Below are 15024 nucleotides of genomic sequence, written 5' to 3'. Positions count from 1 at the left end.
TGCCGTTTGGGCGTCGGCCGGGCAAACCGCCACGGCCGACACCTCGTGAGTGGTGTGCGGCGGGTTGAAGCTGAGCTGGATCGGGGAAAAAAGAGGCAGAGGTGCAAAAAGACGCCTATTTTGACGGCTTTTTGTCAACTGACGCATAATTTTGCGTCATGGTGACGTCTTTGCTGTAAATTTAAGCGGATTGCGAAAGGCCGAAATAAAGCATTTTCAGTGCATGATCCCGCGCGGCCTGACGAACCCTTTCGCGCCCCAGAGCGCCGAACTCGACAGTTTCGGTGCGCGTGGGTTGCCCTGCGGCAGCAAGGCCAAAGCACACCCGACCTTCGGGTTTGAATTCTGACCCTCCGGGGCCTGCGATGCCAGTGATCGACACGGCCAGTTGCGCGCGCGACTGCCTCAGTGCGCCATCGGCCATTTCTTGTGCGACCTGCTCTGAGACCGCGCCATAGGCGTTCAGTGTCTCTCCGCGCACACCAAGCATCTGCTGCTTGGCATCGTTGGTGTAGGTGACGAAACCCCGGTCCACCACGGCCGAGCTGCCGGGGATGTCGGTCAAGGCAGTAGCCACCATGCCGCCCGTGCAGCTTTCGGCGGTTGCGATCATGACGCCTTGGGCTTTTGCACGGTCCAGAAGCTCGGTTACGGTCATAGGCCCAGCACTCCATGTGCGATCCCGGCGAGAACCATCACACCAATGGCGGCAAAGACCCCGGCGATCACATCGTCCAGCATGACGCCCATTGCGTCTCCTTTGCGATCGGCCCAGCCGACCGGGCCGGGCTTGGTGATGTCGAACAGCCGGAATAGTAGGAACCCCGCGACCCAACCGGGCCAGAGCGCGGTGATCTCGATCCCATGCGCCCAGCTGGGGTAGGAAATGGCCCAGAGCGCGATGAACTGGCCTGCGACCTCGTCGACGACGATCTCGGACGGGTCGTGATCCTCTTGCCCGGCGGTAATCACCTTTGTGGCCCAAAGGCCCGCGATGAACACGACGAGCGTCGCAAGCACGAGCAGGGGGAAGCCGCCCAAAACATGCAGCACCCAGACCAGAGGCAGAGCCGCAAGCGATCCCCATGTGCCGGGGGCAGGGCGCAGATATCCGACGCCGCAGACGGTTCCGATCAGACGCGCGATGTTCATGCTTTCACCAGACATGCCGTGGCGAGCGCCGCAATGCCTTCGCTACGACCGGTAAAGCCCAGACGCTCGGACGTGGTGGCCTTGACCGAAACCTGATCAGCACGCAATCCCATGATTTTAGACATTTCTTCTTTCATTTTGGGGGCATGAGGGCCGATCTTGGGGTGTTCACAGACCAGCGTACAATCGACATTCGAGATGCGGTAGCCCATCGTCTCTGCCAGCTCGACCGCATGGCGCAGGAAGATCTCGCTTGCCGCGCCTTTCCATTGCGGGTCCGAGGGCGGGAAGTGCTGGCCGATATCCCCTTGCACCAGCGCGCCGTAGATCGCGTCGGTGACCGCGTGCATACCGACATCCGCGTCGGAATGCCCTTGTAACCCGCGCTCATGCGGGACTTTCACGCCGCAGAGGATCACGTGATCGCCATCGCCAAAACGATGCACGTCATAGCCGTTACCCAGCCTCACATCCATAGTCGTTCCCATTATACGTTCCACCCGTGCAAAATCCTCAGGGCGGGTGATTTTCAGATTGTCCGCATCGCCCGGCACAATGCAAACCTCAAGACCTGCGGCCCGCGCGACCTCAACATCATCGGCGGCGCCTCCGGGATGCGCGGCATGCGCTTTGACTATGGCATCGTAGTGAAACCCCTGAGGGGTCTGCGCCGCAAACAGGTTGCTGCGGTCCTGCGTGCCAGAAACCGAGCCATCATGCCCAATCCAAAGTGCATCCGTAACGGGTAAGCCGGGGGCCGCGGCCTGGTGGGTATCCAGCGCGTTCAGGACGTTTTGAATGAGATGTGCCGAGACACAGGGCCGTGCCACGTCATGGATCAGTACGCGGGTCACTTGGTGATTTTCCAATGCTTGCAACCCGTTACGAACCGATCCTGCCCGGTCCGCACCACCTGTGGCCAGTATTAAGTCGGTCTCGCGAAACTCTTCCCAGGTCGGGGCGTCTTCGTCCGACAGGACCAAAACAATGTAGTCGACGAGGCCGCGAAACCGGTCGATTGTCCAATCCGCTACGCGTCGACCGGCCAGCGCGCGCCATTGCTTGGGCGTGCCGCCTCCGGCGCGCAATCCACGCCCTGCGGCAACGATTATGGCGGCTGTGGTCATGGTCGGGTTTCTCCGGAATGCTCCGCATTGTTTAGGGGGCGGTGAATGCAGAGGCAATCACCCATGGTAATGTGATTAAAAAATAGGCATGTGATGATTTTGCAGGCTTGATGGCCGTCGTTTTGTTGTTCATATGCTTCGAATTCGATATCAAATCCGCAATTGCCCAAGGATTAAGCACGTTGACGCTGCACCTCGCCGACAAAACCGTATCTTCGCCTGTGTTATTGGCCCCGATGGCTGGAATCACGGATCGCCCGTTCCGCGATCTGGTTATGCGTTTTGGCGCGGGCATGGTGGTCAGTGAAATGGTCGCCAGTCAGGAAATGGTGCAGGCCAAACCTGGCGTGCGCGAGCGCGCCGAGCTGTCGGCCGATGTGGAGAACACAGCCGTTCAACTGGCCGGGCGCGAGGCGCATTGGATGGCCGAAGCTGCGCGCCAGGTGGCAGATCGCGGCGCGCGGATGATCGACATCAACATGGGCTGTCCGGCCAAGAAAGTGACCAACGGATATTCTGGCTCGGCCCTGCTGAAGACACCAGACCACGCCCTGAGTTTGATCGAAGCTGTGGTTGAGGCCGTCGATGTCCCCGTGACGCTGAAAACGCGGCTTGGATGGGACGACGCACTTCTAAATGCCCCAGACGTAGCGCGCCGGGCCGAGGAGGCAGGCATTCAGATGGTCACGATCCACGGACGGACACGCTGTCAGTTTTACAAAGGCCGTGCCGATTGGCAGGCGATCCGAGCAGTGAAAGAGGCGGTCTCGATCCCCGTCATCGCCAATGGGGACATCGTGGATACGCATGCGGCCCGCACAGCGTTGAAGCAATCGGGCGCGGATGGCGTCATGGTTGGCCGAGGGGCGCAGGGCAAGCCATGGCTTCTGGCGCAGATTTGCCATGAGGTCTATGGCACCGACGCGCCGGAGATCCCCGAAAGCGCGGATCTGATCGACATGGTGCGTGCGCATTATCAGGCGATGTTGGGCTTCTACGGTACCGACCTTGGCCTCCGCGTCGCCCGCAAACATCTTGGCTGGTACATGGATGAGGCCGGAACGCCCGCGCCTCTGCGTCGCGCGGTTCTGACCTCGCGCGATACGGATGAGGTGCTGCGCCTGTTGGGTGATGCGCTGGAGTGTCAACAGGGGGTGGCAGCATGACCTCGGATCAGAGCATCTGGAACTCGCTACCCGTTCCAGCCTTCATTATCGACCAAGACGACCGGATTGCGGATGTTAATTCCTCGGGCGAGGGGTTCCTGAACGCCTCGCGCAAGTCGGTGATCGGCCACCCCGTCTGGGATCAGATCGCCGTTGATGCCCCACTAGAGGAAGCCTTTGACCGCGCGCGTGCTCAGGGAACACCCCTGTTCGTTAACGATGTGGATGCGGGGTCGGGCAACCGCGCACCGCTGCAATGCGCCTTGCAGATTGCGCCGCTGGTTGGGCATCCTGGATCGATGATCATGATCATATCCCCGCGCGAATTGGCGGGGCGCATGACGCGGGGCAATACGGTCAAATCCGCGGCGCAGTCCGCCATCGGAATGGCAGAAATGCTGGCGCATGAGATCAAGAACCCATTGGCGGGGATCACCGGCGCCGCGCAATTGCTAAGCATGAATATCGCGCCGCAAGACTTAGAACTCACTGATCTTATCGTTGCCGAAAGCCGCCGGATCGTGAAGTTGCTGGAGCAGGTCGAGCAGTTCGGAAACCTGCAGCAACCGGATTTCAAGCCGGTCAACATCCATGATGTTCTTGACCGCGCCCGCCGTTCGGCCTTGTTGGGTTTTGGCGCGGATATGGCCATTGTCGAAGACTATGACCCCTCGCTGCCGCTGGCCTTTGGAGACCCGGATCAACTTCTGCAAGTCGTTCTGAACCTGTTGAAAAACGCCTCCGAGGCGGCGGGTCCGCAGGGCGGCACAATCCGTCTGCGGACCTATTTCGAACATTCCTTCCGCCTGCGCCGCAGCGATGGATCGGGACATTCGCTGCCGCTGCAGATCGAGATCATCGACGATGGACCGGGCCTGCCGGAGAAAATCCGCAGTGACATCTTTGACCCCTTTGTCTCGGGCAAGGAAAACGGGACAGGGCTGGGGCTGGCCTTGGTCAGCAAGATCATCTCGGACCATGACGGCTGGATTTCCGTCGATTCTGTTCCTGGGCGGACCGTTTTCAAACTGTCGCTACGCCGTGCGCCGGCTGAAAATAAAAAATCGAAAGAGGAGAGTATCTGATGGATGGCACCGTTCTGGTCGCGGATGACGACCGCACGATCCGCACCGTTCTGACACAGGCTCTGACGCGCGCCGGATGTAAGGTGCATGCCACATCCTCGCTGACCACGCTAATGCGCTGGGTTGGCGAAGGCAAAGGGGACGTGGTGATCTCGGACGTGGTCATGCCGGACGGCAACGGTTTGGAAATGCTGCCAAAGATCGCCGAGGACCGGCCGGGCTTACCGGTGATCGTGATCTCGGCTCAGAACACGATCATGACCGCGATCCAGGCGGCCGAGGCGGATGCCTACGATTACCTGCCCAAGCCGTTTGACCTGCCGGATCTGATGAAGCGGACGGCGCGTGCCTTGGAGCAGAAGCAACGCTTGCAGAGCGACCCTGAACCCCAAGAGAATGAGCGCCCGGATGAATTGCCTTTGGTAGGGCGCACGCCGGTGATGCAGTCGCTTTATCGTCTGGTGGCGCGCGTGATGAACACCGATCTCTCGGTCATGATTTCTGGTGAAAGTGGGACCGGTAAGTCACTGATTGCGCGGGCTATTCACGATTTTTCGGACCGTCGAACCTTACCGTTTGTGACGGCAACGGCGGCTGATCTGCGCGACCTCGAAGGCCCCGCACGCGTTATGGCGCGGGTGCGTGGCGGGACGCTGCTGATTGATGAGATCGCCGATATCGATGACGAGATTCAGGCGCGGATCGTGCGGATGATGGATACGCCAGGCGACCACGTGCCCCGCTTCATGGCGACCAGCCAATCGGATCTGACCGCCGGGATGGAGGGCGGGCGTATCCGTCAGGACCTCTACTACCGCCTCTGCGGCGCAACCATCCATGTCCCGGCTCTGCGTGAGCGGGTGGATGATATTACCCTATTGGCCGAGCATTTTCTGGCCCGCGAGGAAAAAGACCTTGGGTCCAAACGCTGGCTCAGCGCTGATGCGGTTGAACTGGTCCGGCGCTATTCCTGGCCGGGCAATGTGCGGCAGTTGGAGAACGCGATCCGCAGGCTAAGCCTGACCAGCCGATCCGACGAGATCTCTAAGGCCGAGGTAGAGATGGTTCTAGGCAGCCAGCCCGAAGCCGAGCCCGTTCTGGGCGGAGGAGAGCGTGAAAAACTGGCAACCTCGGTTGAGCGCCACCTACGCCGCTATTTCGATCTACACGGCAATATGCTGCCGCCGCCGGGCCTGTATCAGCGCATTCTGCGCGAAGTTGAGGCCCCGTTGATCGAAATCGCGCTGGAGGCCACCGGCGGAAACCAGGCAAAATGCGCGGATTTACTTGGGATTAACCGAAATACGCTGCGGAAAAAGATCACGGACCTCGATATTCAGGTGACACGCCGTCGCAAACTGATGTAATATCGCCACACAAAGCGTGGCATTCGGGTATCGCCCGGGAATAGACCACGAGATATGGCGGTTCGCTGCGAAAGCAGCACATCAGGATGAGGGCAGACGGTGGCAACCCGGGCACAGAGCGGGATTCTCCCATCGGTTAACCGGTGGCGCAGATCCCGGAAACTGCGCAATTACAGCACCTTCGGGCTGGTTCTTCTGGGGCCGGTCTTGGCGCTTGCGACATATCTTGTCATTGGTCCTTTCGATCTGGGCGCAACTGCCCCGACGTTGCGCCTGATTCTGCTGGCCGACCTCGTATACGTGCTGGTCGTTGCGGCTCTAGTGATGAGTCAGCTGGGCAGTCTGATCGCGGCGCGGAGGGCCAAATCAGCGGGATCGCGCCTGCATTTGCGTTTGATTGGCGCGTTTACACTGCTGGCACTGGTGCCGACGGTGACGGTCGCGATCTTTGCCGGGCTGACGGTGAATATCGGCCTTGAAGGCTGGTTCTCGGACCGGGTTCGGCAGGTTGTGGGATCGTCCCTCACCGCGGCCGAGGCTTATGAGCTTGAGCACCGGCAGGGCCTGACACAAGACGCCGCCGTTCTGGCGCTTTTCCTCGACAATGCACGCGCGCGCGATTTTTACATCTCGGACGCCGAGCTGCGCGAGGTTCTGGCGCAAGGGCAGGCTCAGATCCAGCGTGGCCTGCGTGAGGCCTATGTGATTGACGGCGAAGGTGAAATCCGGTCGCGTGGCGATCGCTCTTACCTGTTCAACTACGAAGCACCGACCCCTGAGCAGATGGCGGATGCCACCGAAAGCGGCCTTCTGATCATCGCGGACTGGCAGAACAACGAATTCCGCGCGTTGGTGCCCTTGCAAGCGTATCTGGACCGGTACCTCTACGTTAGTCGTGAGGTCGACGGCCAGTTGCTGACCCTGCTGGATGACACCAAGGAAACAGCGCAGTTCTATCAACAGCTTGAAAGCGAACGTGGGAGGGTGCTGTTCGAGTTCGGTCTGCTTTATCTTGGCTTTGCGCTAATCCTGATACTTGCGGCGATGTCGCTTGGGATGTGGTTCGCAGAACGCCTCTCGCGGCCGGTGGGGCGCCTGACCACAGCGGCGCAGAGGGTCGGCGCGGGCGACCTGAGCGTGCAGGTGATCGAAGAGGCCAGCGATGACGAAATCGCCATGCTGGGTCGGTACTTCAACCAGATGACACGGCAGTTGAAAGGCCAGCGGGACACGCTGCTTGAGAATACTCAGCAGATCGAAAGCCGCCGCCGCCTGTTCGACTCGGTGCTGAGTTCGGTAACCTCGGGCGTGGTGGGGGTTGACCCGGAAGGGTGCGTGACCTTCGTCAACCGCTCTGCCGAGCGGCTGCTGGATTGGTCCCGGGGCGAAGAGCATCTGGCCATTGGCATCGCCGTGCCCGAATTCCTGCCTCTGTTCGAAAGCCTGAAAAGCAGCGGGCAAGAGGCGGTGCAAGGTGAGATCAAGGTCACCCGCAAAGGCCAGTTGGAGAACCTGCTGGTGCGGATGGCCACGCGGCGGGGCGAAGATGGCGGGCTTGAGGGCTATGTTGTGGCCTTTGATGACGTCACAGATCTGGTCAGCGCGCAGCGTATGGCCGCGTGGGGGGATGTGGCCCGGCGGATTGCCCATGAGATCAAGAACCCTCTGACCCCGATTCAGCTGAGTGCTGAGCGGATCAAGCGGAAATTCTCGCGCAAGCTGGATGAAGAGGATTGCGATATCCTCGTCTCCATGACCGACGTGATCGTGCGTCAAACCAATGACTTGCGCCGGATCGTGGATGAGTTCTCGAAATTCGCGCGCATGCCCGAGCCGGAACGGCGCGAGGAAGATATTGTTGCGCTGGTGCGCGAGGCGGTGCTGCTGCAACAGGCTGGTCAACCCGAGGTGCAGATTGATGCGGATCTTCCGGACCAACCGATCCCGGTGGATGTGGACGCAACCATGCTGAATCAGGCGTTCACCAACTTGATCAAGAATGCCGGGGAAGCCATTGAAACCTTGAAGGAAAAAGGCGCTCCTGAAAACCTGAAGCCACAGATCAAGGTGGCGGTCTCCAGCGACGATGCTGGGACGATCATCACCATTGCGGACAACGGGATCGGGCTGCCGGAAGACCGTGCGCGGTTGTTTGAGCCCTATGTGACCACACGCGACGAAGGGACCGGGCTGGGCCTGCCCATCGTCAAGAAAATCATCGAAGAACACGGCGGAGCGCTGACGCTAGAAGACGCGCCCACCTTTGACGGACAGGACCATTTCGGCGCAATGGCCGTGATCCGTTTACCGGGGGCGAACCTCCCACCCAATTCAGCGCCACAGAAGCAGGCGATTAAAACCAACATAATGAAAGCAGGCCAAAGATGAGCGACATTCTGATCGTAGATGACGAACGCGATATTCGCGAACTGGTGTCCGACATTCTGGAGGACGAAGGCTATTCAACCCGACTGGCGGCGAACTCGGATGAGTGCATGTCGTCGATTAATTCCGAGCCGCCGGGGCTTTTGATACTGGATATCTGGCTGAAAGACAGCCGCATGGACGGGATTGATATTCTGAAGGCGGTGAAACGTGACAACCCGGATGTGCCGGTGGTGATCATTTCGGGTCACGGCAATATCGAGATCGCCGTCGCCGCAATCAAACAGGGTGCGTACGACTTTATCGAAAAGCCCTTCAACATCGACCAGTTGATGGTCGTGATCCGCCGCGCGATGGAGACTTCGCGCTTGCGTCGCGAGAATGCATCGCTGAAACGCAAAGAGGTCAGCTGCTCGGATATGATCGGCAAATCGGCCTCGTTCCGGGCGATGCAGGGCCAGTTGGACAAGGTCACCAAGTCGAACGGCCGCGTGATGCTGAGCGGACCGGCCGGGTCGGGCAAGGAAATCGCGGCGCGCTATATCCACGCGCATTCCAACCGGGCCAATGCGCCCTTCGTGACGGTCAATTGCGCCGGAATCGAGCCAGAGCGGGTCGAAGAGGTTCTGTTCGGACGCGAAAGCAGCGAACGCGGTGTGGAGCCGGGCCTGCTGGAAGAGGCCCACGGAGGTGTGATCTATTTTGACGAAGTGGCTGATATGCCCTTGGGTACTCAATCCAAGATCCTTCGGGTTCTGGTCGATCAGCAATTCCAGCGCGTTGGCGGCTCGGACAAGGTGCGGGTCGATCTGCGCGTGATTTCCTCGACCAATAAGAACCTCGATGATGAGATTGTGGCCGAGCGGTTCCGGGAGGAACTTTATCACCGTCTGAACGTTGTCCCGATTGACGTCCCTTCGCTGGAGGACCGTCGTGAGGATATTCCGGTTCTGGCACAGCATTTCATTGAAATGTGCAATGAAACGCAGGGCTTGCCGGTTCGGGAACTGTCCGAGGAAGCGGTTGCGCTGCTCCAGACCATGACCTGGCCCGGCAACGTCCGGCAGTTGAAGAACCTGATCGAGCGTGTTCTGATCCTCGGCGATGGCACAGGCCCGATTGAGGCGCGTGAGCTGCCGAGCGATGAGGACAAGGCCGAGGATTCGGGTCGTGTGGTCCTGTCCGGTGCGCTGGCCACTCTGCCACTGCGCGAGGCGCGTGAAGCGTTTGAGCGGGAATATCTGCTGACCCAGATCAACCGGTTTGGTGGCAATATCAGCCGCACGGCCAGCTTTGTCGGGATGGAGCGCAGCGCGCTGCACCGCAAGCTGAAATCGCTGGGTGTTGTGACCTCGAACAAATCGGGCGCGCGCGTTGCACAAATTGATGAGCCGGAACCGGCAGAGTAATCTGCCGGGAGGGCCACGATGAGTATTGGCGCGCCAACCAAGAGCAAGAGGCTTGAGACCCGGGGCTATCCGGGCTTCGGCAAGCGCCTGAAACGGTTGCGCCGATCCGTCGGGTACAAGCAGGCCTATCTGGCCGAGCTGCTGGAGGTGGATCAGGCCACCATCTCACGTTGGGAGAGAGGCGGGCAAACGCCGCCTCCGGACACGCAACAAGCGGTCTTTGCCGCGCTAGGTCCAAAGCGATCCGATGACAGTGCGTTGCGGCGCTTGGTGATGAATTCCTCCGATTGCCTTCACTTGGTCGAAGAGGCGAGCCATAAATGCCTTGCCTATTCCGCCAGTCGGGCAAGGGACTGGAACACCAGCCAGAACGCGCTTTTGGGCGTGTCGCTCTGGCAGTTTGCGACCGAAGAAATCCAGGAGGCCGAGGCCGAGTTGGAGGCCGAGGGGTGGTGGGATATGCACACCCCCGCGCCTAAGGCATTCCAAACCTCCGAGGCGATTCACGACCGTATTCGGATCAGTGCCGGAGAAATCTTATGGGAACGTCTCTACCTGTCTGACGGCACGCCGGTTCGTCTGGTCAGCGGGACGAAAGCAGGCGCATAATTTATGCGTTCCGTGGGCTGAGCAGGCGCTGTAAAAGCGCCGCATGATATTAGCATTTCAGGTTCTTCTTCTCTGGTTGGCCGGTCTGGGCGCGGCCACGCAATTTGCCAAGATTGCCGTGCCGTTTCCCGAACTTGTGCTGCTCTATCCCAGCCATGCCGAGAGCATGGGGTGGCTTTTGTCGATCATCAGCTTGCTGGGCGCTGTTTTGGGGGCATTGTCCGGTGCCGTCGTGGGGCGCGTCGGGGCGTTGAAACTGTTGATTGGCGGATTGTGTCTGGGCGGCGCGCTGTCGATCTTTCAGGCGGGCCTTCCCGGATTTAACACCATGCTGGCCACCCGGTTTGTCGAGGGGGTCTCACATCTCGCCATCGTTGTCGCAGCACCCACGTTGATCGCTCAGATCACCAGCGGCAAGGCGCGCGATATCTCGATGGTGCTGTGGAGCACATTCTTCGGTGTGGCCTTTGCGTTGAACGCCTGGATCGGTCTGCCGGTTGTCGAGCATTTCGGGCTGCCCTTTTTCTTCGTTCTGCACGGCGGCCTGATGATCGCCATCGCGGGTCTGATCCTGCTTTGCGGATTAAACGTTCAACCATCTCAGGGTGCTGCCCCTTGGCGTTGGAGCGAACTCTTTGACGTGCATTTGCGCACCTACCGATCGCCATTTGTGTCGGCCCCGGCCATAGGGTGGTTCTTCTACACCTTAACCTTCGTCTCGTTGCTGGCCATCCTACCCGGTCGGCTGCCCGAGGGGCTGGCGGCGACGGTCGCGGGCCTCATGCCTTTGGCGGGCATTGTTCTGAGCTGGCTCGCGGTCCCGATCTTGTTGTCTCGCACGTCCTGCGTTGCGGTCGTTAACCTGGGGTTTGCGCTTGGCATGATGGCTATCGCAGGGGTGTTTCTTGGCGCGCCGCTCGAACTTGTTTGTATATGTCTTTTTGCGGTGCTGGGCTTGGTGCAAGGGGGTAGCTTTGCCGCCGTGCCGATCCTGAACCAAACGCCCGAGACGCAGGCCCTCAGCTACGGCGCCATGGCGCAGATGGGCAATGCGGGGAACCTGTTGGGTACGCCTGTTCTGTTGGCTGTCCTTGGGCGTACAGGTGAGGCTGGCATGTTGATCACAGTGATCGGGATCTACGCGGCTGCGATCCTTGCGCATGTCGCACTGGCGCGAAAACGAACGCTCCGTCAGCCGGCCTGACCGGGCGTGATGATCTGAAAAGACCCGTCATCGAATTTGACGAAGCAGGATTCAGTATTCAGCGGAGGCAGGGTCGTTGTGCGGGTCGCCGGAACCCGGGATTTCACGCCGGATTTGCAGGGCGGCAGGCTGACAGGGCGAAACCCTTTCTGCGCCATGCACTGTGCTTCAACCGTGTTGCGTAGCGGTTGGTTGACGTCGACCGTGTATATGCGCCCAGGCTCCCACCAACCGCCACTGCGATAGCACCGTCCGCTCCCGTCGCAATAGGTGCGGCCTGGCCAATAGGTCGGCGGCCCCTGACGGACCTGGTTGGCAACCGGTGCCTGTTCAAGCGCCTGAACCTTACACTGAGTGGTTTGTTCCTGCATCTTCGAGACGCTTTCTCCCTCGCGATAGTATATGGAAAGCGGGCCGCAGGCGGTCAGCAGCATCACTGGAACAAGCAGGTGAACGAGTGTTTTCATATGCTTATTCTGCCCGAAAAGGTCGGGTATGACAATTCAATTGACCCTCTCAGGACCATCTGTCATTCAAAGATTTCAGGCAGAAGGGCCAGAAACATGAAGGTCATCATTTGCGGTGCGGGTCAGGTTGGCTGGCAGATCGCACGGCATCTATCGGGCGAGCTGAACGACGTCACGGTGGTGGACAACAATCCTGATCTTGTGCGCCGGGCGACGGAAACGCTGGACGTGCAGGGGATCGCGGGCTTTGCCAGCTATCCGGATGTGTTGGAGCGGGCAGGGGCGCGCGACGCCGACATGATCATCGCCGCGACCCATTCGGACGAGGTGAATATGGTCACCTGCCAGATGGCCCATTCGGTTTTCGCCATCCAGCGCAAGATCGCGCGTTTACGGTCGCAATCCTACCTTCAGGCGATCCACTCAGACCTCTATCGCCGCGATCACCTGCCGATTGACGTGGTGATCAGTCCCGAGCGTGAGGTCGCGGCCGCCGCCATGCGTCGCCTGTCAGCCCCGTCCGCCTTTGACACCGAGATGTTCATGAACGGCAAGGCGCAACTGCTGGGCATTCGGATCGACGAGGATTGCCCGATCGTGAACACGCCTCTGCGGCAATTGACCGATTTGTTCTCGACCCTCAGCTCCATCGTGGTCGGGGTCCGGCGCGAGGGCAGCCTTTTCGCACCTGAATCCGAAGATCAGTTGTTCGTGGGCGATGAGTGTTATGTCTTCACCAGCGTGAAGGATGTCGACCGCACGATGGAGGTGTTCGGCAAAGCGCAAAAGCGGCAGGACCGTGTGGTGATCGTTGGCGGCGGCAATGTCGGCCTTGAGGTTGCGCGAACACTGGAAGAACGCGAAAGCCGCGTGCGGGCCAAGATAATTGAACGAGACCGGGAATGCGCCGAAAAAGCCGCCGAAGCGCTGGAGCGGACCATCGTCCTGCATGGCGACGGGCTGGATTCGGCTTTGCTGAACGAGGCAGGCATCGACCGTGCCGACGCGATGCTTGCCGTCACAGATGATGACCGCACCAACATGCTGGCAGCCGTGCGCGCCAAGGCCGAAGGCTGTGCGCTGGCGATTGCGCTGATCAACGATCCCAGCATGGTGGCTTTGATGGGGCCTCTGGGGATCGATGCTTATATCAACCCGAGAGCGACCACCGTCAGCTCGATCCTGCGCCATATCCGGCATGGGCGGGTGCGGCAGGTTTACTCCATCGGCGACGCCGAAGCCGAAGTGATTGAGGCCGAGGTGCTTTCGACCTCGCCCATGGCCGGGCAGAAACTGCGCGACATCGACTTCCCTGAGGGTGTTTTGGTTGGCGCGGTTCTCAAAGGCAACGAACTGTTGCGCCCAACGGGCAGTCTGCGGATTGACGAAAAGGACGTGCTGTCGATCTTTGCTATGGCCAAGGACGTCCCCGAGGTCGAACGGCTGCTGCAGGTCTCGATTGATTTCTTCTGATGGCGCGTGTGGTCACAGCTCGGATCGGGGTATTGCGGCGCTTGCCGCTGTTTCTGCTGATCTGGGGGATTTCGGCGCTATCGATGTGGGTGCCGGCGGGTTATGCGCTGGCGCTGGATGATCACGATACCTCGCGGTCTTTCCTCTATTCCGGGCTGCTTGGGTTGTTTCTGGTGTCCGCGATAGCGCTGGCGGCCTCGAACCGGGTGCCGCGGCGGGGGACGCTTGGGCAATTGGCTGTGCTGCTGGGCTGTTTCACCATTCTGCCGATCTTTCTGGCCATCCCGTTCCATGACGCGCTTGGCAATACTACCTTTTTGAACGCCTATTTCGACATGGTCAGCGCCCTGACCACGACCGGAGCCGATTTGTTCCCCGACCCTGGTCGCCTCAGCGCGCCCTTGCATCTGTGGCGCGCGTTGGTGGGTTGGATGGGCGGTTTGCTGATGTGGATTGCTGCCGCCGCGATCTTGGCGCCGCTGTCACTGGGCGGGTTCGAGGTCACGGCGCGTGGTCAACCCGGTCGGCCGGTCTCGGGTGTGGCCCAGAGCGAGCAGGTCGATCCTCGTGGCCGCCTGCTGCGCGTGACCCGCACTCTGACGCCGATTTACGCGGGCCTGACCGCCGTGGTCTGCATCCTATTGCTGATCGCCGGAGAGCAGGGCCTGACCGCGATTTGCCATGCGATGTCGGTGATGGCGACCTCGGGCATCTCTCCTGTTGGTGGGCTGGAGGGCGCGCAGGCGGGCATCACGGGAGAGATGATCCTGTTTCTCTTCCTGCTTTTCGCCCTGTCGCGCCTGACATTTTCAACCGACACGGCCGCCAGCGGCTTTGCCCGGCTGGACAAGGACCCCGAGTTCCGGATCGGGCTGTTCATTGTGCTGGCCGTCGCTGTGCTGCTGTTCTTCCGCGTTTGGGCAGGGGTCAATGAAATCGGAGGTCAGCTGCAGCCGTTGCAAGCCCTACACGTCATTTGGGGTATGCTGTTCACGGGCCTCGCTTTCCTGACCACAGCCGGGTTCGAGAGTGCGAATTGGAACGATGCCCAGCAGCTTTCGGGTCTGGGGACTCCGGGGTTGGTTCTGATGGGGCTGGCGCTGGTGGGTGGCGGTGTCGCGACCACGGCAGGTGGGGTCAAATTGCTGCGGGTCTTTGCGCTCTACCTCAATGGCGCGCGCGAGATTGACCGGCTGATCCACCCGTCCTCGGTCAGTGGTACCGGCGGCGGCAACCGCCGCATTCAAAGCGACGGAGCATTCATCGCATGGATCTTCCTGATGATGTTTGCGTTGACCCTTGCCCTGTTTAACCTGCTGCTGGCCCTGATGGGGTCGGGGTTCGAACAGGCCATGGTGCTGAGCGTCGCAGCGCTCAGCACAACCGGACCGTTGATCGAGCTTGCGACGGATGTCCCGATCCGCCTGGTTGACCTGTCGGGCGGGGCCAAACTGACGCTCTGCGCGGCGATGGTGATCGGTCGGCTTGAGACACTGGCGATCATCGCGCTGATCACGCCGACCCTGTGGCGGGATTGAACCACTGCGCGTTCCCAGCGTTACTGCCTGATTTTTCGTCTG

The 15024-nt window shown here is 60.3% G+C and carries 13 protein-coding genes; 9 read left to right on the top strand and 4 right to left on the bottom strand.

Translation table 11 applies throughout. The features are described 5' to 3' along the window. Window positions 1-181: 181 nt before the first annotated feature. From ACP15L_RS01740 to ACP15L_RS01730, 3 genes are read right to left on the bottom strand one after another with little or no spacing between them, the layout of a single operon-like run. A complete protein-coding gene (locus tag ACP15L_RS01740) occupies window positions 182-658 on the bottom strand; it encodes a CinA family protein (protein WP_425082894.1) in 477 nt (158 codons plus the stop codon). Beyond that, on the bottom strand, window positions 655-1152 hold the full coding sequence (locus ACP15L_RS01735) for a phosphatidylglycerophosphatase A family protein (protein ID WP_425082893.1): 498 nt from the start codon (window positions 1150-1152) through the stop codon (window positions 655-657). Before ACP15L_RS01735 ends, ACP15L_RS01740 begins: the two co-directional genes overlap by 4 nt. Further along, on the bottom strand, window positions 1149-2279 hold the full coding sequence (locus ACP15L_RS01730) for a bifunctional 2-C-methyl-D-erythritol 4-phosphate cytidylyltransferase/2-C-methyl-D-erythritol 2,4-cyclodiphosphate synthase (protein WP_425082892.1): 1131 nt from the start codon (window positions 2277-2279) through the stop codon (window positions 1149-1151). The genes ACP15L_RS01735 and ACP15L_RS01730 overlap by 4 nt, the downstream gene beginning before the upstream one ends. Window positions 2280-2461: 182 nt before the next feature. Here ACP15L_RS01730 and dusB point away from each other — a divergent pair, with 182 nt between their 5' ends. The 7 genes from dusB (at window position 2462) to ACP15L_RS01695 (ending at window position 11504) form a co-directional block, all read left to right on the top strand. Continuing rightward, on the top strand, window positions 2462-3445 hold the full coding sequence (gene dusB, locus ACP15L_RS01725; protein WP_425082891.1) for a tRNA dihydrouridine synthase DusB: 984 nt from the start codon (window positions 2462-2464) through the stop codon (window positions 3443-3445). Continuing rightward, a complete protein-coding gene (locus ACP15L_RS01720) occupies window positions 3442-4530 on the top strand; it encodes an ATP-binding protein (RefSeq protein WP_170373864.1) in 1089 nt (362 codons plus the stop codon). The genes dusB and ACP15L_RS01720 overlap by 4 nt, the downstream gene beginning before the upstream one ends. Further along, on the top strand, window positions 4530-5897 hold the full coding sequence (locus ACP15L_RS01715; RefSeq protein WP_170373863.1) for a response regulator: 1368 nt from the start codon (window positions 4530-4532) through the stop codon (window positions 5895-5897). The genes ACP15L_RS01720 and ACP15L_RS01715 overlap by 1 nt, the downstream gene beginning before the upstream one ends. A 99-nt stretch (window positions 5898-5996) precedes the next feature. After that, entirely contained in the window at window positions 5997-8285 is a 2289-nt protein-coding gene (locus ACP15L_RS01710; protein ID WP_425082890.1) for an ATP-binding protein, read from the top strand. After that, complete coding sequence (locus ACP15L_RS01705) at window positions 8282-9691, top strand: sigma-54-dependent transcriptional regulator (RefSeq protein ID WP_170373861.1); 1410 nt, start codon at window positions 8282-8284, stop codon at window positions 9689-9691. The genes ACP15L_RS01710 and ACP15L_RS01705 overlap by 4 nt, the downstream gene beginning before the upstream one ends. A gap of 18 nt (window positions 9692-9709) precedes the next feature. Next, window positions 9710-10300 carry a helix-turn-helix domain-containing protein gene (locus tag ACP15L_RS01700; RefSeq protein WP_425082889.1) on the top strand — a complete coding sequence of 197 codons (591 nt, stop codon included), beginning with the start codon at window positions 9710-9712 and terminating at the stop codon, window positions 10298-10300. 43 nt (window positions 10301-10343) lie between these two features. Next, window positions 10344-11504 carry an MFS transporter gene (locus tag ACP15L_RS01695; protein WP_425082888.1) on the top strand — a complete coding sequence of 387 codons (1161 nt, stop codon included), beginning with the start codon at window positions 10344-10346 and terminating at the stop codon, window positions 11502-11504. On the opposite strand, the gene ACP15L_RS01690 is transcribed toward ACP15L_RS01695, so the two are convergent. After that, the gene (locus ACP15L_RS01690) at window positions 11492-11971 is read right to left on the bottom strand and encodes a hypothetical protein (RefSeq protein WP_170466659.1); all 480 of its coding nucleotides are present in this window, start codon (window positions 11969-11971) and stop codon (window positions 11492-11494) included. The genes ACP15L_RS01695 and ACP15L_RS01690 overlap by 13 nt on opposite strands. Window positions 11972-12067: 96 nt before the next feature. Between ACP15L_RS01690 and trkA the strand changes: the two genes are divergently transcribed. Continuing rightward, window positions 12068-13444: a Trk system potassium transporter TrkA gene (trkA, locus tag ACP15L_RS01685; protein WP_425082887.1), complete on the top strand. Its 1377-nt coding sequence runs from the start codon at window positions 12068-12070 to the stop codon at window positions 13442-13444. Next, entirely contained in the window at window positions 13444-14982 is a 1539-nt protein-coding gene (locus ACP15L_RS01680) for a TrkH family potassium uptake protein (RefSeq protein WP_170373856.1), read from the top strand. The genes trkA and ACP15L_RS01680 overlap by 1 nt, the downstream gene beginning before the upstream one ends. Window positions 14983-15024 lie beyond the last annotated feature (42 nt).

It is taken from the genome of Ruegeria profundi, from assembly GCF_049800715.1.
GTDB classification, from domain to species: Bacteria; Pseudomonadota; Alphaproteobacteria; order Rhodobacterales; family Rhodobacteraceae; genus Ruegeria; species Ruegeria profundi_A.
This window is presented reverse-complemented; position numbering and strand designations above follow the sequence as displayed.